The organism is Roseburia sp. OM03-7AC, from assembly GCF_003462625.1.
GTDB classification, from domain to species: domain Bacteria; phylum Bacillota; class Clostridia; order Lachnospirales; family Lachnospiraceae; genus Roseburia_C; species Roseburia_C amylophila.
This window is the reverse complement of the sequence record NZ_QTZJ01000001.1, coordinates 756,781-778,007: the sequence shown is the minus strand read 5'-3', so window position 1 is coordinate 778,007 and position 21,227 is coordinate 756,781. Positions and strand designations below refer to the sequence as shown.

Sequence of the window (21,227 nt, the reverse complement as noted above, 5' to 3'; positions counted from 1 at the left end):
AACAATAGTAGAAAAAATCTACAGAATCTGCCGCTGGCAACTATAAAAGGGAATCTGATGAAAATCAGATTCCCTTTTGGGTAGTTCTTCTTGAACTTTTACTTTGCCAGCAGCATCATGATATCGTTGCTACGCTGGATGAATTTTGTCATAGCATCTACGGATAATGGCTGGTTGCTTAAAACAGCTAAATCGTAAAGCTGCTGACAGAACATTGGTACATGCTCGGAATCTTTGTGATTTAAGATGTACTGGACCAGAGGATGACTGGTATTTAAGGTCAGTGTCTGGTCTGCCGCAAACATGGAAGTATCCATACCGCCCATGCCATTCATGGCATACATTTTCATCATATCCTGCATACGTCTGCCTTCCTCGGAGAGAGTAATAACAGAAGCAATGTCGGGATTTTTCAGTTTGGCAACTTTAATCGTAAGCTTATCATTCTTTAAAGTATCCTTGAATACTTTGGACAGTGTTTCTTCAGTCTCTTTAGTCTCTTCAGCATTTTCTTCTTTCAGGGAATCGGTAAGGTCTGCATCGATTCGCATGAATTTGAATTTCTCATTACGCTGCTCTAACTGGCTGATGAAGGAGGTATCGATATTGTGATTTAAGATAACTGCATCCATGCCCTGTTCCTTGAACATCTTGATATACTGTCCCTGCTGAACCGGATCGGTAACATAGTAAATCGGTTTTCTTTCATCCTTTTCTTCTGAGTCAGAAGCAGTATCAGCGGTCTTATCAGCATCAGACACATTGTCTGAAGCGGTATCTTCAGCCTTTGTATCTTCGGTATTTCCTTCCGTATTTTCTTCTGCTTTTTCGTCTTCTTTCAGAAGCTCCGGAAGAGTAAGGTACTTATCGTCTAAGTTCTTAAAGAGAATGTAATCATTCATCTTGTCACAGAACTTGGTATCTTTTAAGCAGCCGAATTTGATAAATGGGCTGATGTCATCCCAGTATTTTTCGTAGCTTTCTTTTTCGGTCTTGCACATACCGATTAATTTATCTGCAACTTTTTTGCTGATGTAATCGGAAATCTTCTTTACAAAGCCATCGTTCTGCAGAGCACTACGGGAAACATTAAGCGGAAGGTCAGGACAGTCAATCACGCCCTTTAAGAGCATTAAGAATTCCGGAATCACTTCCTTAATATTATCTGCGATAAATACCTGATTATTATATAATTTAATAGTTCCTTCGATGGAATCGTATTCCGTATTAATCTTCGGGAAGTACAGAATACCTTTTAAGTTAAATGGATAGTCCATATTCAGGTGAATCCAGAATAAAGGCTCTTTATAATCCATAAATACTTTACGGTAGAAAGCTTTGTATTCTTCATCGGTACATTCGCTCGGAGTCTTAGTCCACAGTGGGTTCGTATCATTCAATGGAACCGGACGTTTTAAAATCTTAAGCTTTTCGGTTCTTGGAGATACTTCTACGACTTCTTTTTCGCCATTTTCATTTTCTTTTTCTTCAGTTTTTGCTTCTTCAACGATTGTTTCAATGACAGTATCGGTATCTAATTTATCTTCCGGTTTGATGGTCTCATACTGTGGCTCAGCATTTGCTTTGGTCAGATAGATTGGTACCGGCATGAAAGAGCAGTACTTCTCAATGACTTCTCTTGCACGATATTCGTTGGCAAATTCCAAAGCATCTTCATTTAAGAAAAGAGTAATTTTGGTGCCGACTTCGGTACGGTCACTGTCTTTCATATCAAATTCTGTACCGCCATCGCATTCCCAGTGAACAGCAGTAGCACCATCTTTATAAGAAAGGGTATCAATGTGAACCTCATCTGCAACCATGAAAGCGGAATAGAAGCCCAGTCCGAAATGACCGATAATCTGGTCTTCGTTGGCTTTATCTTTGTATTTCTCCAGAAAATCAGTAGCACCGGAGAAGGCAATCTGGTTGATATATTCTTCTACCTCATCAGCGGTCATTCCGAGACCGTTATCGATGAAGGTAAGTGTTTTGTCGTCCGGGTTGACAATAACGTGGATTTCAGGCTTATAATCGGCTGGAAGGGTATATTCGCCCATCATTTCCAGCTTCTTTAATTTGGTAATGGCATCACAGCCATTGGAAATCAGTTCACGATAGAAAATATCATGATCGGAATACATCCATTTCTTTATAATCGGAAAAATGTTATCGCTGCTAATTGATAAATTTCCATGTTTATTACTCATTTAAAACACTCCTTTTCTTTCTCTATATAATTTCTTGTTCTATTTTGTAGTGTCAGACTACAAATCCTAATAGAAATATTATACTTTGCAAATTTAAAAGTCAATAGAAAATTAGCACTCTTTAGAAAAGAGTGCTAACAAAAATCCGCAACACCAGTATTTATGGGACGCTGCGGATTTCTTAAAAGTTTATAAACTTTCTGTTTAATCATTTTTTCATTTAGATTTAACAGCTTTATCTGGGTTTAAATTGCTTTCCTGACAGATATAAATAGGCCGTTTTTTGACCTCCATATAAGTGCGGGAAAGGTAGGAACCTAAGATTCCGATGCACAGAAGCTGGATACCTCCGATAAAGATAACGATACATGCCATGGACGGCCAGCCGAAAGCGGAGCCACCGAATAAAAGCTGCCTTACAATAATAAAGATAATGGCAAGGAAGGAAATGATACACATAAACATTCCGGTAAAGGATGCAAGCTTCAACGGAGCTGTAGAGAAGGATATCATTCCGTCTAAGGAGTAGCGGACCAGCTGGAAGAAAGACCATTTGGTTTCTCCGGCAATCCGCTCTGTATTTTCAAATTCAATCCATTTGGTACGGAAACCGACCCAGCCAAATAACCCCTTGGAAAAGCGGTTGTATTCATTTAATTCTAACAACGCATCAACAAAAGGACGGTTCATCAACCGGAAATCTCTGGCACCATCTACGATATCTGTATCGGACATTTTGCGGATAAGCTTATAGAACATCCGGGCAAAGAAAGAGCGGACAGGCGGTTCTCCTTTGCGGTTTACCCGTCGTGTGGCAACCGAATCATAGCCTTCTTCCCGGATGGCGTGAAGCATCGAAGGAAGCAGGGAAGGCGGATCCTGTAAATCTGCATCCATAATGGCAGTATAATCACTGGTTGAATTTTTCAGACCGGCATAAATAGCCGCTTCTTTTCCAAAATTACGGGAAAAGGAAATATAATATACACTGTTATCGGAAGAAGCAAGCTTCTTTAGGATGGCAAGGGTATTGTCCGTTGAGCCATCATTGATAAACAGCAGCTTAAGAGAAATCTCTGTAAGCTGTTGCCTGATTTTTGAAATCTCTTCGTAAAAATAGGGAAGTGCTTCTTCTTCGTTATAGCAGGGTACAATAATCGTCATTGTTTGCATAAAAGAATCAATCCTTTGCAAGGTTCTTGTTGGCAGTAGAGAGCATCAGTTTGATACGGTTCAACTGGTTAACCTCACTGGCACCCGGGTCATAGTCGATAGCCACGATGTTAGAAAGAGGGTACTGGTGACGCAGCTTCTTGATAACACCTTTACCAACCACATGGTTTGGCAGACAGGCAAATGGCTGTGTACATACGATATTATTGGTCCCGGTATGAATCAGCTCTAACATTTCGCCGGTTAAGAACCAGCCTTCACCGGTCTGGTTACCCTGGGATACAATCTCAGAAGCATATTTTGCTAGTGTTTCAATGTGGGCAGGCGGATCAAAGTGTTCACTCTTTTCAAATTCGTCACGGGCAGCGGAACGGAGCCATTCGAAGAATTTGATACCGAGGTTTGAGACTCTTGCGGATTTCCTGCTCATGCCAAGGTGTTCTGCTTTAAAGTTCTGGTTATAGAAGCAGTAGAGCAGGAAGTCGGTAAGGTCAGGAACAACAGCCTCAGCACCTTCTGCCTCTAGTAAGTCTACCAGATAATTATTTGCGGCTGGAAGGAATTTAACCAGAATCTCACCAACGACACCAACTTTAGGTTTCTTAATGTCCTTCATCGGAAGGCGGTCAAAGTCACGGATGATTTCACGGCACATCTTTTTGTATTTCCGGTGGGAGACAAAGCCCTTCCTGGAAATAAATGCAATGACGCGTTCTTTCCATTTCTCATGAAGTGCATTGGCAGAACCAGGTACTTCCTCATAAGGTCTGGTGCGGTAGAGACAGCGCATGAAAATATCGCCAAACTCTAAGGCATAAAGACCATGCTGGATAAGCTGTGGTGTGAACTTAAAGCCAGGGTTTTTCTCTAAGCCGCTTAAGTTGATGGAAATAACCGGAACGTCTTTATAACCGGCTTTTTCCAAGGCACGGCGGATAAATCCGATATAGTTGCTGGCACGACATCCACCACCGGTCTGTGAGATTAAAATTGCAGTCTTTGTCATGTCATATTTTCCGGACATAACAGCACTCATAATCTGACCGACAACCATAAGGGAAGGGTAGCAGGCGTCGTTATTTACATATTTTAATCCCACATCCACAGAGTCGCGGTTATCATTATCAAGTACAACCAGATGATATCCGGCAGCCTGGAAAGCAGGCTCTAAGAGTTCAAAATGAATCGGTGACATCTGCGGACAGAGAATTGTGTAACTGTCACGCATTTCTTCGGTAAATACCACACGGTTAAAGTTAGCAGGAACGATGGTACGTTTTTCCTGACGTTTTTCTTTGACACGGATAGCAGCAAGAAGAGAACGGATACGGATTCTTGCAGCCCCTAAGTTATTTACCTCATCGATTTTCAGGCAGGTATAAATCTTGCCGGATTTGCTTAGAATGTCATTGACGCAGTCTGTTGTAACGGCATCTAATCCACAACCGAAGGAATTCAACTGGATTAAATCAAGATTATCCTGTGTCTTTACAAAGTTTGCTGCAGCATACAGTCTGGAGTGATACATCCACTGATCCATAACGATAAGCGGACGCTCTACTTCATGGAGATGTGCTACGGAATCCTCTGTAAGTACAGCTAGACCATAGGAATTAATCAGTTCCGGAATACCATGGTTGATTTCCGGATCCACATGATATGGACGGCCGGCAAGTACAATACCACGTTTCCCAGTCTCTTTTAAATATGCTAAAGTTTCTTCGCCCTTGCGTTTGATATCCTCTCTGGCATTGGAAAGCTCCTGCCATGCAGTTCTCGCGGCAGCTTTGATTTCTTCTGCCGGAATGGAGAACTCTTCGGTAAAGGTATGTACTAACTGCTCGGTCAGAACGTCAAGGTTGGTAAATGCCATAAACGGATTTAAGAAACGAACCTGACCTGAAGTAATTTCATCTACATTATTCTTGATATTTTCGGCATAGGATGTAACAATCGGGCAGTTGTAGTGATTGTTAGAATCCGGGAATTCATTTCTTTCATAAGGAATACATGGGTAGAAAATGAAATCTACCTGATGCTGAATCAGCCAGGATACATGACCGTGGGCAAGTTTGGCCGGATAACATTCGGACTCGCTTGGAATGGAATCAATACCCAGCTCGTAAATCTTTCTGGTTGACTGTGGAGAGAGTACTACTTCAAATTTTAAAGCTGCAAAGAAGGTTGCCCAGAATGGGTAATTCTCATACATATTTAATACTCTCGGAAGTCCTACGGTTCCGCGGGTGGCTTCTTCTTTCTTCAGTGGAGGATAAGCAAAAAGCCGTTCATTCTTATATTCAAAAAGGTTTGGAATATTTTCTTTATTCTTTTCTTTGCCAAGTCCACGTTCACAACGATTACCGGTAATGTAGGAACGGTTGCCGGAGAAACGGTTGATGGTTAAAAGACAGTGGTTGGTACATCCCTGACAGCGGGTCAGCTTGGTATCAAAGGTCAGTGCATTGATTTCATCAATGGAAAGCATGGAAGTCTGGTAACCTTCCTCATGACGCTCCCTTGCAATTAAAGCAGCACCAAAAGCACCCATGATTCCTGCAATATCAGGTCTTACCGCTTCACAGCCGGAAATTTTTTCAAAGCTCCGGAGTACCGCATCATTGTAGAAGGTTCCACCCTGAACTACGATATGCTCACCTAAATCCTTTGCATCGGAAAGCTTGATAACCTTGAAAAGAGCATTCTTGATAACGGAATAAGCAAGACCGGCGGAAATATCAGCAACGCTTGCACCTTCCTTCTGAGCCTGTTTTACCTTGGAATTCATAAATACGGTACAACGGGTTCCAAGGTCAATCGGGTTTTCAGCAAATAAAGCTTCTTTGGCAAAATCCTGCACACTGTAATTTAATGATTTTGCAAAAGTCTCGATAAAGGAACCGCATCCGGAAGAGCAGGCTTCATTTAACTGAACACTGTCAACGGTCTGGTTCTTAATCTTGATGCATTTCATATCCTGACCACCGATGTCTAAGATACAGTCTACATCCGGGTCAAAGAATGCCGCTGCATAGTAGTGGGCAACGGTTTCTACCTCACCGTCATCCAACATAAGGGCAGCTTTTAATAAAGCCTCTCCATAACCGGTGGAGCAGGAGTGTACAATATGTGCATCCGCCGGTAATAAGGAATAGATTTCCTTGATGGATTTGATTGCAGTAGCCAGAGGACTTCCGTTGTTGCTGCTATAGAAAGAATAGAGAAGAGAACCGTCTTCTCCTGCCAGTGCAATTTTGGTTGTGGTGGAGCCGGCATCAATTCCAAGATAGCAGTTTCCTTTGTAAGTAGAAAGGTCCGCTGTCTTTACATTGTGTCCGTTATGACGGGCAGTAAAGGCGTCATAGTCAGCCTGGGTTGCAAAAAGAGGCTCCATACGGGCTACTTCAAATTCCATTTTAATATCAGAAGACAATTTGTCTAAAATATCGGATAAATCGTAAGTGACATCTTCTTTATAATTTAATGCAGAACCAATGGCTGCAAACAGATGGGAATTTTCCGGTGCAATAATGTGTTCATCATCCAGTTTTAAGGTACGGATGAAAGCTTCCTTTAATTCAGAAAGGAAGTGCAGTGGTCCACCTAAGAAAGCAACGTGACCACGGATTGGTTTTCCACAGGCAAGACCACTGATGGTCTGGTTTACGACTGCCTGGAAAATAGAAGCAGATAAGTCCTCTCTGGTAGCACCTTCATTAATCAATGGCTGGATATCGGTTTTTGCAAATACACCGCATCGTGCAGCAATCGGATAGATGGCATCATAATTTTTGGCATACTCATTCAGACCGGATGCATCTGTCTGGATCAAAGATGCCATCTGGTCAATAAAGGAACCGGTACCACCGGCACAGATACCATTCATACGCTGCTCCACATTACCACCTTCAAAATAAATAATTTTGGCATCCTCACCACCAAGCTCAATGGCAACGTCAGTCTGTGGCGCATAGTCCTGTAAGGCAGTAGATACGGAAATAACCTCCTGCACAAACGGAATGCCAAGATGTTTGGCAAGGGTAAGTCCGCCGGAACCGGTAATCATCGGTGCCAGCTTTAAATTCCCAAGCTTATCAAATGCCTTTTTTAATAAATCCGTTAAGGTTTCACGGATATTGGCAAAATGTCTTTCATAGTCTGCAAACAGCAGCTCGTTATTTTTTCCAAGAACAGCAATTTTAACGGTTGTGGAACCGATGTCTATTCCCAGTTTGTTAAGATTTTTGTTTTCCATAATAATCACCCTGTATTAGTCTGTTACTTCATATTAATAATGTGTTTCATAAATTCCAAAACAAAATTCATTATACGACAGTATTTTTCAAAAAACAATTCCTAATAAAAGAATTTATGGATTGTTTAGAAATAGTGGTGAATCTGAAATTTTTATGAAGAAGTCCTAGTGTCGTTGACAAATCTTTGGGGATACTTCTATAATAGTAGACAGATTGCAATAAACTAATTTATGAAATATGAGGTGTAATATGAATTTTTTGAATAAAATGGAGCGCAAAATTGGAAAATACGCCATCCCGAATCTGATGATTTATCTGATTGCAGCATATTGCATCGGATTTGTGATTTATACGGTAAATCCGAACTTTATGTTGATGCTGACCTTAAGCCCTTATCACATTCTGCATGGACAGGTGTGGAGACTGATTACCTGGATTCTGATGCCGACAGACACCAGAGTATTCTCACTGCTGATTATGGCGCTTCTTTATTATCAGCTTGGTTCTGCACTGGAACGGAGCTGGGGCACATTCCGTTTTAATGTTTATATTTTCGGCGGAATGTTATTTACCGTAATCGGAGCGTTTATTTTATATGGAATATATGCAGCAGCCGGAACAGGAAGCTTAGAAACAATTTCATTGATTTCAAGCCTTACTTTCACTACGAATTATATCAATCTGACCATATTCCTTGCCTTTGCGGTCATGTATCCGGAAATGCAGATTTTACTGTTCTTTATTATTCCGGTAAAAATGAAGTGGATGGCAGTGGTATATGCAGTACTGATTGCGATTAATCTGATTTTAACCAGCTGGGGCGGAAGAATTGCTATCATTATGTCTATTTTAAATTTCCTGATTTTCTTCCTGTCTACCAGAAATTACAGAAGGGTATCCCCGAAGGAAATTCACCGGAAGCAGGTATTTAAGGCTCAGATGCGGGAGCCGAGGAGAGGCGGCATGGTGACAAAGCATAAATGTGCAGTCTGCGGAAGGACTGAACTGGATGATCCAAACCTGGAATTCCGTTTCTGCTCCAAGTGCGATGGTAATTACGAATATTGTCAGGATCATCTGTTTACCCATCAGCATATTAAGCACAGCTAGACAATATTTTGACGGAACTCCAAAAATCGTTATTGATTTAGCAGACGTTTGACTTTATAATAGATATATTAGTGAAGAAACGAACCCAGGAGGAAGACAAAATGGAAAACGAAGCTGTCTCCAAGAATTTTATTGAGCAGATTATCGACAAAGATTTAGCAGAAGGACATTGCAAAACGGTGCATACCAGATTTCCACCGGAGCCAAATGGCTATTTGCATATCGGACATGCCAAATCTATTCTTTTAAATTATGGACTTGCACAGGAATATAACGGCTTATTTAATATGCGTTTTGACGATACCAATCCGACCAAAGAGCGAAGCGAATTCGTAGAGTCAATCAAAGAGGATATTAAATGGCTGGGTGCGGATTGGGGCGACAGATTGTTTTTTGCATCCAATTATTTTGATCAGATGTATGAAGCAGCTGTAAAACTGATTAAGAAAGGGAAAGCATATGTTTCTGACTTAAGCGCAGAAGAGATGCGCGAGTACCGCGGAACCTTAAAGGAGCCGGGAAAAGAAGATCCGTCAGCCGGTAGAAGTGTAGAAGAGAACTTAGAACTGTTTGAAGCAATGAAAGATGGCAGGTATGCAGACGGTGAGAAGGTATTGCGTGCCAGAATTGATATGGCTTCTCCAAATATGAATATGCGTGACCCGGTTATTTACCGTGTGGCACATATGACCCATCAGAATACAGGAGATAAGTGGTGCATTTATCCGATGTATGATTTTGCACATCCAATCGAGGATGCCATTGAAGGAATCACACATTCTATCTGTACGCTGGAATTCGAAGACCACAGACCTTTATATGACTGGGTTGTCCGTGAGTTAGAGTATGAGAATCCACCAAAGCAGATTGAGTTTGCAAAATTATATCTTACCAATGTGGTAACCGGTAAGCGTTATATTAAGAAGCTGGTAGAGGAACATATTGTAGATGGATGGGATGACCCGCGTCTGGTATCCATTGCCGCTTTGAGAAGAAGAGGCTTTACACCGGAGTCTATTAAAATGTTCGTAGAGCTGTGCGGCGTTTCCAAGGCAAACAGTTCGGTAGATTATGCTATGTTAGAATATTGTATCCGTGAGGATTTGAAATTAAAACGTTCCCGCGTGATGGCAGTATTAGATCCAATTAGGGTTATCATTGACAATTATCCGGAAGACCAGATAGAATACTTTGATGTGGTCAATAATATGGAAAATGAAGCTCTCGGCAGCCGTAAAGTTCCATTTGCAAGAGAACTTTACATTGACAGAGAAGATTTCATGGAAGAACCGCCAAGAAAATATTTCCGTATGTTCCCGGGCAACGAAGTGCGTCTGATGCATGCATATTTTGTGAAATGCAACAGCTTTGTAAAAGACGAGAACGGAAAAGTGACAGAGATTCACTGTACCTATGACCCGGAATCCAGAGGCGGAAACAGCCCGGATGGAAGAAAGGTAAAAGGAACCATTCACTGGGTAGCAGCACCAACCGCAGTGAAAGCAGAAGTAAGATTATACGAGAATATTGTGGACGAAGAGTTGGGCGTATATAACGAAGACGGAAGCCTGAACTTAAATCCGAATTCTCTTACCGTATTAAAAGAGTGCTATGTAGAGCCAGGTCTTGCAGATGCAAAAGGATATGACAGCTTCCAGTTTGTACGACAGGGATATTTCTGTGTAGACGCGAAAGATTCAAAAGAAGATGCACTGGTATTTAACCGCATCGTTTCACTAAAGAGTTCTTATAAACTGCCAGCTCAGCAGTAGAGCGGAGGAATAGATATGAATTTATTTTCTGGATTGGAAAAATTCGGAATAAAGGCAACTGACAGTACAGACCTTTATGCCGATGAGAAAGTAGCAGAAAAGAAAACAAAAGAAAAAGTAGAAACAGCCGTAGTACAGCCAAAGGAAGAGGATTTCCTTTTAGATAAGACCGTGCGCTGCCCGGTATGTGATAAAGAATTTAAGACGAAAATGGTAAAAGCCGGTAAGGTGAAGCGATTGGAGCCGGATGCAGATTTGAGACCGAGACAGCAGTATGTGGATTCTTTGAAATATGATGTGGCATCCTGCCCGAATTGCGGATATACTTCACTGAATCGTTATTTTGAACATATTACCATGGGTCAGATTAAATTGATTAAGGAACAGATTAGCCGGAATTTTCATCCGCAGGCACCATCTGACGATGCAACATGGGATTATGATAAGGCAATTGAAATGCATAAGTTATCCCTGTTTAATTCGATGGTAAAGAAAGCGAGAACCAGTGAAAAAGCATATAACTGTCTGATTCTTGCATGGTTGCTTCGCACCAAAGCAGAGGAATTAGAGACTGCCGGTAAAAAAGAAGAGGCAGCAGCCTGCAGACAGGAAGAGGAATCTTTCTATAAAGAGGCCTATGATGGCATGATGAAGGCAGTAAGTACAGAGATGTTCCCGATTTGTGGAATGGATCAGAGTACTATGGATTATCTTCTTGCAAATATGGCATTCCATTATAAGCAGTATGATATAACATCAAAATGCTTAAGCCGTGTTTTGAGTTCCGCAAGTGCAAATCGTAAGATTAAGGATAAATCCTTGGAATTAAAAGAAATTATTTTAAAAGAGCTTAAGAAAAACCGATAGGTGGATAACGGGATGAAGGAATTATGGATTGATTTACAGCCGGATTCTCCACACGCACTTTATGAGCAGATTTACGAATATATTCGTAAGGATATAGCAGACGGTAAGATTTCCCCGGGGGAAAAATTACCGTCTACTCGTTTTATGGCCAAAAATCTGCAAATCAGCAGGAGTACCGTGGAACTGGCATATGAACAGCTTACAGCAGAGGGTTATATTGAACCAAAACCCTGTGCAGGCTATTTTGTATGCGATATCAGCATGCTGTATCAGCTGAGCCGTGGACAGGAAAAGCCAGAAGAGGGAAGACTCATGGAGCGGCAGAAAAAGCAGTATGAAATCAGTTTTTCTCCTTATGAGATTGACCGGAAGCATTTTCCCTATGGAATATGGTATCGGATGCATAAGAGTGTAGTGCCGGAGGATAACCCGGATTTATTGCTTTCGGGAAATCCAAAGGGAGAACTGAATCTTAGAATGGCAATCAGCCGCTATCTCTATCAGGCGAGAGGGGTAGTCTGCGATGAAAAACAGATTCTTATTGGTGCCGGTAATGAGTATCTTCTGTTATTGTTAGCTCAGATTATGGGGCGGGATAAGAAAGTGGCAATGGAGAATTATACTTATTTGCAGGCATATTATACTTTCTGTAATATGGGATATCGGGTGCTGGCAGAAGAAATTGATGAAGATGGAATTTGTATGGAGGCTATCCGGAAAGAAAATCCGGATATGGTTTATGTCATGCCATCCCATCAGTTCCCGTTGGGAAATGTCATGCCGCTGCGAAGAAGGCTGGAACTTTTACAGTGGGCGTCTGAAGGAGAAGAACGTTATATCATAGAAGATGACCACGATAGTGAGTTCCGTTATAAAGGAAAGCCGATTCCGGCTTTGTGGGGAAATGATACCGGAGAGCATGTGATTTATATAGGAACTTTTTCAAAAAGTATTGCACCTTCTCTTCGAATCAGTTTTATGGTATTGCCCCATTCCCTGATGGAGCGGTACCACAGTTTCTGTGGTTTCTATGCCTGTACGGTGCCGCGGAACAGTCAGGAAGTATTGTGCCATTTTATGGAAGAAGGGCATTTTGAACGGCATCTGAACCGTATGCGTAATAACTATAAGAATAAGCATGATACTTTTATGCGTCTTTTAAAGCAGGAAGACTGGGTCTGCCGCATTTACGGTGATAATGCCGGCCTGCATGTATTGGTAGAACTGGATGTGAAGTGGAAGGAAGAAGAAGTGGTAGAGCAGGCGAGAGAGCAGCATATTGAAATTCATGGACTGGGTGAATATGTGATTCAAAAGCCAAAGGAAAAGAAAGTTCCGACACTGGTGCTTGGATATGGTAATCTGACAGAAGATGAAATGGAACAGGGTCTTGCTGTATTAAGAGAGATTCTGGATAAATAAAAAAGACATTACATATCGGCGGCTGTCGAATGTAATGCCTTTTTTACATTCTATATTGTGTTAGAAAATTCTATTTCTGGTTATTTTTTTCTAATTCCTGCATTTTCATAGCACGAACTTTTAATGGAAGACCAAACAGTGTGATGAATCCATCTGCATCATGGTGATCATAAAGGTCTCCGGTTGTAAAGCTTGCCAGTGACTCACTGTAGAGAGAGTATGGAGAAGTTGTTCCGGCTTTGATGATGTTTCCTTTGTAGAGCTTGAATTTTACTTCACCGGTTACATATTCCTGGGTAGACTCAACGAATGCCTGAACTGCTTCACGTAAAGGTGTGAACCATTTTCCTTCGTAAACAATCTGAGCCATACGATTGCCCATATCTTTTTTAACATCCATAGTAGCACGGTCTAATACGAGTTCCTCTAACTGACGATGTGCTTCCATCAGGATAGTTCCGCCAGGAGTTTCATATACACCACGGGATTTCATACCAACAACACGGTTTTCTACGATATCGATGATACCAATTCCATGTTTGCCGCCTAAACGGTTTAATTCACGGATGATATCGGAAACTTTCATTTTCTTTCCATTAACAGCAGTAGGAACACCTTTTTCAAAGGTCATGGTTACGTATTCGCCCTCATCCGGAGCTTTTTCCGGAGAAACACCAAGAACTAAAAGGTGGTCATAGTTTGGCTCATTTGCGGGATCCTCTAACTCAAGACCTTCGTGGCTGATGTGCCATAAGTTACGGTCACGGCTGTAGCTCTGGTCAGTAGAGAATGGAAGATGAATGCCATGTGCTTTGCAGTATTCAATTTCGGATTCACGGGAATCCATTTTCCATTTATCATCACGCCAAGGAGCAATAATTTTAATATCAGGAGCAAGTGCTTTGATAGAAAGCTCGAAACGAATCTGGTCATTTCCCTTACCGGTTGCACCGTGGCAGATAGCAACAGCATTTTCTTTTCGTGCAATTTCAACTAATTTCTTGGCAATACCAGGACGAGCCATAGAAGTTCCTAAGAGATATTTGTTCTCATATACGGCATCTGCCTGAACACATGGAACAATATAGTCATCACAGAATTCATCTGTAATATCTTCAATATATAATTTGGTTGCACCGGATAATTTTGCTCTTTCATCAAGACCATCCAGCTCTTCACCCTGTCCGCAGTCAACGCAGCAGCAGATTACTTCATAATCATAATTTTCTTTTAACCATGGGATGATAGCGGTTGTATCAAGTCCGCCAGAGTACGCTAAAACAACTTTTTCTTTCATAATAATAGGTATCCTTTCTTCAGATGTTTTTTAACTAGGACTAATATACAACAAAAAAATTAAATACGCAAGCGAAAAAATATACATAATATACTTATAAAAATGCATAATTATATACAAAGGGTACATATTTATGTATAAAAAACGGATAATATATTAATAAAAGAAGACTTATAGAATCACAAACTAACTGAAAAAGCGTGAAAACAGAAAATAATACTTGCATAATGTATAAAACGAATGTATAATTATGCACTGTAAATGGCATGCAGATTTCGTGTGTGCCATAATCTTAAGAAGAAAGAAGATGTAAAAATGATTAAAGCAGGAATTATCGGAGCAACCGGATATGCAGGAGCAGAACTGGTAAGGATTCTTATGGGACATCCTTCCGTAGAGATTAAGTGGTATGGCTCCAGAAGTTATATAGATAAGAAGTATGCAGATGTTTACCGTAATATGTTTGAAATCGTAGAGGATACCTGCCTCGATGATAATATAGAAGAACTGGCAAAGCAGGTGGATGTTATTTTTACAGCAACACCGCAGGGTTTTCTTGGCTCTGTATTGAATGAGAAGATTTTATCCGAGACAAAGGTAATTGATTTGAGCGCAGATTACCGTATTAAAGATGTGGCTACTTATGAAAAATGGTATAAAATTGAGCATAAGAGTCCACAGTTTATTGAAGAAGCCGTTTACGGACTTTGCGAAATCAATCGTGAAAAGGTGAAAAATGCAAGACTGGTAGCCAACCCGGGATGCTATACCACCTGTTCTATTTTAACCGCATATCCGTTGGTAAAAGAGGGACTGATTGATGCCAATACATTGATTGTGGATGCAAAGAGCGGTACTTCCGGTGCAGGACGTGGAGCAAAGGTCAATAATCTGTTCTGTGAAGTAAATGAAAATATGAAGGCATATGGCGTGGCAACCCACAGACACACACCGGAAATTGAAGAACAGTTAGGTTATGCAGCCGGAAAAGAGATTACCATCAGCTTTACACCACATCTTGTTCCGATGAACCGTGGTATCTTAGCAACAGAGTACGCATCACTGGTAAAGAAAGCAGACGGAAGTTATCCATCCAAAGAAGAGATTCGTGCAGCTTATGAAAAATATTATAAGAACGAGAAATTCGTCAGGGTATTAGAGGATGGTGTGTGCCCGGAAACCAAATGGGTAGAAGGAAGCAACTATGTAGATGTGAACTTTGTAGTAGATGAGCGTACCGGAAGAGTGATTATGATGGGTGCGCTGGATAATCTGGTAAAAGGAGCAGCCGGTCAGGCGGTTCAGAATATGAATTTATTATTTGGATTAAAGGAATCGGAAGGTCTCGAACTGGTACCGATGTTCCCGTAAGCAGGAGAGAATATGGCAGAAGCTACATATATATTAAGAACAATGAAAGAAGACGATTTTAATGAAGTCCATGCACTCTGGATGAGCATTCACGGATTTGGTATCCGGAGCATTGATGATTCGGAAGAAAATGTGAAACGTTTTATCCGAAGAAATCCGGACACCAGTATCGTGGCATGTATGGATGGAAAAATCGTAGGAGCTATTCTTTGCGGACAGGATGGAAGAAGAGGATGCTTTTATCATGTATGCGTCCATGAGGATTACCGGAAACATGGTATTGGAAAAGCAATGGCAATGATGGCAATGGAAGCATTGAAAAAAGAAGGCATCAACAAAGTAAATCTGGTGGCATTTACCAGTAATGAGCTGGGCAATGGATTCTGGAAGAATATGGGCTGGACATTCCGGAAGGATATGAATTATTATGAATTTGATTTGAATCCGGAAAATGTAACTGTATTTAATCCATAAATAAATTTGGAAAGCAGACAGCTTAAGATAAAAGACAGAAGAAAGCAGGACAGGAGGCATATTATGAAAAAAGTAGAAGGCGGCGTTACCGCAGCAGAAGGTTTTCAGGCTGCATCCACAGCAGCAGGTATTAAGTATAAAGACAGAACAGATATGGCAATGATTTATTCCGCAGAGCCATGTGCAGTTGCCGGAACATTTACCACGAATGTCGTAAAGGCAGCACCGGTAAAATGGGATAAGGACATTGTAAAGAACAGTGCATTTGCACAGGCAGTTGTAGTAAATGCCGGAATTGCCAATGCATGTACCGGAACAGAAGGATTAGGATATTGCAAAGATACCGCAAAGAAAACTTCAGAGTTAATGGATATTCCGGAGGATGCAGTTCTTGTGGCATCCACAGGAGTAATTGGAAAACAGCTTCCGATTGACCGTATCTGTGCCGGTGTGGAACAGATGAGTAAAAAATTAAGTGGTGATTTAACTAGTGGACATAATGCAGCACTTGCTATTATGACAACAGATACCCATGAGAAAGAGGCTGCAGTGGAGGTAGAGCTTTCCGGTAAGAAGGTTACCATCGGTGGAATGTGTAAAGGCTCTGGCATGATTCATCCGAATATGTGTACCATGTTAAGCTTTATCACAACAGATGCGGCAATTTCAAAAGAAATGTTGCAGGAAGCACTGAGCAGTACCGTAACAGATACTTATAACATGATTTCCGTAGATGGAGACACTTCCACCAACGACACCTGCCTGGTACTGGCAAATGGTCTTGCAGGCAATGAAAAAATCAAAGAGAAGAATGAAGATTACGAAACATTCTGTGAAGCACTTTATTATGTCAATGAAGCACTGGCTAAGATGATGGCAGGAGATGGCGAAGGCGCAACTGCTTTATTTGAAGTAAAAGTAGTGCATGCGGCATCCAAAGAAGATGCGGTTATCTTAAGCAAATCCGTAGTAACATCAAGCCTTACCAAGGCTGCAATCTTTGGACATGATGCTAACTGGGGAAGAATCCTATGTGCATTGGGCTATTCCGGCGTGGAATTTGATCCGGAGCAGGTTGACCTTTACTTTGAAAGTGCAGCCGGCAAGCTGATGATTATCAAAGATGGTGTTGCCGTAGATTATTCCGAGGAAGAGGCAACTAAGATTTTATCTGAAAAAGAAGTAACTGCCATTGCAGATATGAAGATGGGTGAAGCCTGTGCAACAGCATGGGGCTGTGATTTGACCTATGATTATATTAAAATAAATGCAGATTATCGTTCTTAAAAAAGATTTGATTGAAAAAATATATGAAAAAAGATTTTTTAAGAAAAGGAAAGAGGATTGGTCAGATGGAAGAAAACAGTATGCAGGAAATATTGAAAAAAGCTGAGGTATTAATTGAGGCATTGCCATATATCCAGCGTTTCAACCGCAAAATTATTGTAGTAAAATACGGCGGAAGTGCAATGGTAGATGAAGAGTTAAAGCAGAGCGTTATCCAGGATGTAACTCTTTTAAAACTGGTTGGTTTCAAACCGATTATCGTTCATGGTGGCGGTAAGGAAATCAGCAAATGGGTTGCAAAAGCCGGAATGGAGCCGGAATTTATCAATGGACTTCGTAAAACCGATGCACCTACCATGGAAATTGCAGAGATGGTTCTTGGAAAAGTCAATAAATCACTGGTTCAGATGGTAGAAAAGCTTGGCGTGAACGCAGTAGGTATCAGCGGTAAAGATGGTGGACTGCTGAAGGTAAATAAGAAATTATCCAATGGACAGGATATCGGGTATGTGGGTGAAGTTAAGGAAGTAAATCCAAAGATTTTATATGATCTTCTCGAAAAAGATTTCCTGCCGATTATCTGCCCGGTAGGTCTTGATGATAATTATGATACCTATAATATCAATGCGGACGATGCAGCGTGTGCAATTGCCCGTGCCGTACAGGCAGAAAAACTTGCATTTCTTACAGATATTGAAGGTGTATACAAAGATCCGGATGATAAATCTACACTGATTTCCGAACTTAAGATTTCAGATGCACACAAGCTGATTGAAGATGGTTATATTGGCGGCGGAATGCTTCCAAAATTAAATAACTGTATCGATGCCATTGAAAATGGTGTATCCAGAGTACATATCTTAGATGGTAGAATTGCACATTGTCTGTTACTGGAAATCTTTACAAACCGAGGAATCGGAACAGCAATTTTAGGAGATGCGGAGGAAAAGTTTTATCATGAATAAACAGGAATATATGGATTGTGAAGATAAAGCATTATTACATACTTATAATCGTTTCCCTCTGGTATTAGATCATGGTGAGGGCGTATATCTTTATGATACCGATGGAAAGAAGTATCTTGATTTTGCGGCAGGTATTGCGGTAGAAGCGTTAGGATACAGCAATGAAGCGTATAAGCAGGCATTAAAAGACCAGATTGATAAAATTACACATACTTCAAATCTTTATTATAATGTCCCGATTATGGAAGCTGCAGAGAAATTCTTAAAAGTTTCCAAAATGGACAGGGTTTTCTTCACCAACAGTGGAGCAGAAGCCATTGAGGGAGCAATTAAGGCAGCAAAAAAATATGCCTATACCAGAGATGGTCATGCAGACCATGAGATTATAGCCATGAACCATTCCTTCCATGGAAGAACCCTGGGTGCATTATCCGTAACCGGAAATGCCCATTACAGAGAACCGTTTGAGCCACTCTGCGGTGGTGTGAAATTTGCTGATTTTAATGATATTGAAAGTGTAAAAGCTCAGGTAACAGAAAAAACATGTGCCATTATCTTTGAAACCGTGCAGGGAGAGGGTGGAATTTATCCGGCAGAGGAATCCTTTATGAAAGAGATTTCTGCACTCTGCAAAGAGAAAGATATTCTTCTTATTTTAGATGAAATCCAGTGTGGAATGGGAAGAACCGGAGAAATGTTTGCATGGCAGCATTATGGAATCAAACCGGATATTATGACCAGTGCCAAGGCATTGGGCTGTGGAGTGCCGGTAGGAGCTTTTGCCATGACAGAACGTGTGGCAGAGAAATCACTTGCACCGGGTGACCATGGAACCACATATGGAGGTAATCCGTTTGTCGGAGCAGCGGTCAGTAAGGTAATGGACTTATTTGAAGAATTAAAGCTTACAGACCATGTAAAAGAAATCGCAGTTTATCTGGAAAGCGAACTGGATAAGCTGGTAGAAGAATATGATTTTATTACAGCCCGCCGTGGTATGGGACTGATGCAGGGGCTTGTAAGCACAAAACCAGTTGGAACCATCGCGGCAGAAGCATTAAAAGAAGGTTTAATTATTATAACAGCCGGCGCAGATGTAATCCGTATGGTGCCGCCACTTGTGATTGAAAAAGAGCATGTGGATGAAATGATAACGAAACTGAAAAACGTACTGGATCGTATGTAGGCAGGGTATATGAAAAAGAAAACAAAGGAAATCATAGAAACAACAACGCTGGCAGTGGGAGTTATCCTGCTGTCAGCGGCTGCTTTTTACAGCAGCAAAGAAACAGGGAAAACAGAGTTAAAAACAGACAGAAAAGAGCAGATAACATCTGAGCAGGAAACGAAAGAAGCATATGAAGCAGCACAAAAGGAGCTATCCTTTTGGTACAGCGATGCAGACTGCAGGAATTATTTTGAACAGTGTGCAGTGGATTATTATGCCAAAACCGGTATCGCAGTGGGGATCCGTTATGTAGATGAGGAATCTTATCTTGAACAGATTTATGATGCAACGATGACGGAAGAAGACTATCCGGATTTGTATCTTGCCTGGAATGATGCAAAAGACAAGGCGTATTTATATGGTGTTGCAACGGAAGAAGAATACCCATTGTTTTTTGATACACTGGTGATGGTATATCAGAAAGAGAATTTCCCGGAAGCACCGGAGAGTATTTCGGAAATTTTAGACTATGGACAGAATAACCTTTTAGGAGAAGGTGTAGGAAATCTGCTGGAATGGAATGTGGCAGATGGATTTTATGATTATCCATTTGTGGGGACTGAAGTGGAATGGAATGAGACGGACTATACCCTTTTGACGACATATGGAGAAAAATATAATGATGAATTAACTTTCTTTAAAAACCTTTCAGAAACCGTGGGAATTGATGCGGATGAAATTAGCAGAAATCAGGTAGTGGAGAATTTTAATCAGGGAGCATCTTTGTGTGCAATCATTGATTCTGATGATTTAAATAAGATGACAGCAGAAAATTATGGCGTTTGCGGGCTGCCGATGTTAGACGATACCACACCGATGCAGGGGGTTGTCAGAACGGGGATCCTTTTGGTAAATGAATTTTCGGGGGAAAAAGATATGGCGGCTGATTTTGCTGCTTTTATAGAAAAAGAAGAAGTGGATACCCTGCATGCAATGACCGGTCATATTTCTACAGATGAAGGTGCCAGCCGGGATGAAGCAGAACAGGCAGCTTTTATGCAGTATCAGAACAGCCAGCTGGTACCGGATGCTGCAAATGCAGGTGAGTTCTGGTCAGAATTTACAAGGCAGATGAAGGCATTGTGGAATGGTGGAAGCCTGCCACAGGAATAATTTGAAAATACTACTTGTATAAAGGGCAAATTTTCGTTAAAATAGAAAACAGTAAGCATTAGGGGACTTTCTTGCATAACAGAATTTATGTAAGGGAGTGATACAGATGAAAAAAGTCGGGTTATTAGCTCTGGCTTTATATTGTGGGATTATATATACGGCATGTGGAAAAGAAGATACCGTATATTTTGAGCCGGATACGCAAATGGAGAGTGAAGAGGTTACAGAAGCTGTCTTATGCCCGCCGGCTTCTTGTTATGTATATGTCTGTGGTGAGGTAGTGCACCCGGGAGTATATGAAGTGGAAGATGGAGCCAGAATCTGCGATGTATTGGAGCTGGCAGGAGGTTTTAACGAGGCTGCAGCAAAAGAGGCACTCAATCAGGCAGAACCGGTTGTTGACGGACAGATGATAAAGGTGCCGGATCAGGAAACTTACCTTTTGCAGCAGACAGGGAGTGCTGATTCGGCAGCAGAGCCGGAGGATGGCAGAATCAATCTGAATACTGCATCAAAGGAACAGCTTATGACACTTTCCGGAATTGGAGAATCAAAAGCTGAGACAATTATTTCTTACCGGGAAAAAAATGGCGCATTTCAGACTATTGAAGATTTAATGAATATTCCCGGAATTAAAAATGGCGTTTTTGAAAAAATAAAAGATAATATAAGGGTTAACTGA

The 21,227-nt window shown here is 41.1% G+C and carries 15 protein-coding genes; 11 read left to right on the top strand and 4 right to left on the bottom strand.

Annotated features, from left to right (window positions below; all coding sequences use genetic code 11):
- Nucleotides 1–98: 98 nt before the first annotated feature.
- The 3 genes from htpG to DXB39_RS03785 form a co-directional block, all read right to left on the bottom strand.
- The gene (gene htpG / locus DXB39_RS03795; RefSeq protein WP_117840925.1) at nt 99–2,210 is read right to left on the bottom strand and encodes a molecular chaperone HtpG; all 2,112 of its coding nucleotides are present in this window, start codon (nt 2,208–2,210) and stop codon (nt 99–101) included.
- Between the two features lie 216 nt (nt 2,211–2,426).
- Nucleotides 2,427–3,383: a glycosyltransferase family 2 protein gene (locus tag DXB39_RS03790; protein ID WP_117840926.1), complete on the bottom strand. Its 957-nt coding sequence runs from the start codon at nt 3,381–3,383 to the stop codon at nt 2,427–2,429.
- Nucleotides 3,384–3,390: 7 nt separating this feature from the next.
- A complete protein-coding gene (locus DXB39_RS03785) occupies nt 3,391–7,638 on the bottom strand; it encodes a 2-hydroxyacyl-CoA dehydratase (protein ID WP_117840927.1) in 4,248 nt (1,415 codons plus the stop codon).
- A gap of 250 nt (nt 7,639–7,888) precedes the next feature.
- Here DXB39_RS03785 and DXB39_RS03780 point away from each other — a divergent pair, with 250 nt between their 5' ends.
- The 4 genes from DXB39_RS03780 to pdxR all read left to right on the top strand — a co-directional run bounded on the left by DXB39_RS03780 (nt 7,889) and on the right by pdxR (nt 12,810).
- Nucleotides 7,889–8,749 (top strand): hypothetical protein, encoded by an 861-nt coding sequence (locus tag DXB39_RS03780; RefSeq protein ID WP_117840928.1) that lies wholly within the window; start codon nt 7,889–7,891, stop codon nt 8,747–8,749.
- A 101-nt stretch (nt 8,750–8,850) separates the two neighbouring features.
- Complete coding sequence (locus DXB39_RS03775) at nt 8,851–10,521, top strand: glutamine--tRNA ligase/YqeY domain fusion protein (RefSeq protein ID WP_117840929.1); 1,671 nt, start codon at nt 8,851–8,853, stop codon at nt 10,519–10,521.
- A 15-nt stretch (nt 10,522–10,536) separates the two neighbouring features.
- A complete protein-coding gene (locus tag DXB39_RS03770) occupies nt 10,537–11,388 on the top strand; it encodes a DUF2225 domain-containing protein (RefSeq protein WP_117840930.1) in 852 nt (283 codons plus the stop codon).
- 12 nt (nt 11,389–11,400) lie between these two features.
- Nucleotides 11,401–12,810, top strand: coding sequence for a MocR-like pyridoxine biosynthesis transcription factor PdxR (gene pdxR, locus DXB39_RS03765; RefSeq protein ID WP_117840931.1), 1,410 nt, complete (start codon nt 11,401–11,403; stop codon nt 12,808–12,810).
- A 70-nt stretch (nt 12,811–12,880) separates the two neighbouring features.
- On the opposite strand, the gene DXB39_RS03760 is transcribed toward pdxR, so the two are convergent.
- Nucleotides 12,881–14,107, bottom strand: a complete 1,227-nt coding sequence (locus tag DXB39_RS03760; protein ID WP_022243105.1) for an argininosuccinate synthase — start codon at nt 14,105–14,107, stop codon at nt 12,881–12,883.
- 315 nt (nt 14,108–14,422) lie between these two features.
- Between DXB39_RS03760 and argC the strand changes: the two genes are divergently transcribed.
- The 7 genes from argC (at nt 14,423) to DXB39_RS03725 (ending at nt 21,227) form a co-directional block, all read left to right on the top strand.
- The gene (gene argC, locus DXB39_RS03755; protein ID WP_117841242.1) at nt 14,423–15,478 is read left to right on the top strand and encodes an N-acetyl-gamma-glutamyl-phosphate reductase; all 1,056 of its coding nucleotides are present in this window, start codon (nt 14,423–14,425) and stop codon (nt 15,476–15,478) included.
- A 12-nt stretch (nt 15,479–15,490) separates the two neighbouring features.
- Nucleotides 15,491–15,952 carry a GNAT family N-acetyltransferase gene (locus DXB39_RS03750; protein WP_117696967.1) on the top strand — a complete coding sequence of 154 codons (462 nt, stop codon included), beginning with the start codon at nt 15,491–15,493 and terminating at the stop codon, nt 15,950–15,952.
- A 63-nt stretch (nt 15,953–16,015) separates the two neighbouring features.
- Nucleotides 16,016–17,239, top strand: coding sequence for a bifunctional glutamate N-acetyltransferase/amino-acid acetyltransferase ArgJ (gene argJ, locus DXB39_RS03745; protein ID WP_117840932.1), 1,224 nt, complete (start codon nt 16,016–16,018; stop codon nt 17,237–17,239).
- A 65-nt stretch (nt 17,240–17,304) separates the two neighbouring features.
- Nucleotides 17,305–18,204 (top strand): acetylglutamate kinase, encoded by a 900-nt coding sequence (gene argB / locus DXB39_RS03740; RefSeq protein ID WP_022243101.1) that lies wholly within the window; start codon nt 17,305–17,307, stop codon nt 18,202–18,204.
- Nucleotides 18,197–19,390 (top strand): aspartate aminotransferase family protein, encoded by a 1,194-nt coding sequence (locus DXB39_RS03735; RefSeq protein ID WP_117696970.1) that lies wholly within the window; start codon nt 18,197–18,199, stop codon nt 19,388–19,390. Before argB ends, DXB39_RS03735 begins: the two co-directional genes overlap by 8 nt.
- Nucleotides 19,391–19,399: 9 nt before the next feature.
- Nucleotides 19,400–20,545 carry a hypothetical protein gene (locus DXB39_RS03730; protein WP_117840933.1) on the top strand — a complete coding sequence of 382 codons (1,146 nt, stop codon included), beginning with the start codon at nt 19,400–19,402 and terminating at the stop codon, nt 20,543–20,545.
- 106 nt (nt 20,546–20,651) lie between these two features.
- Complete coding sequence (locus DXB39_RS03725) at nt 20,652–21,227, top strand: helix-hairpin-helix domain-containing protein (protein ID WP_117696976.1); 576 nt, start codon at nt 20,652–20,654, stop codon at nt 21,225–21,227.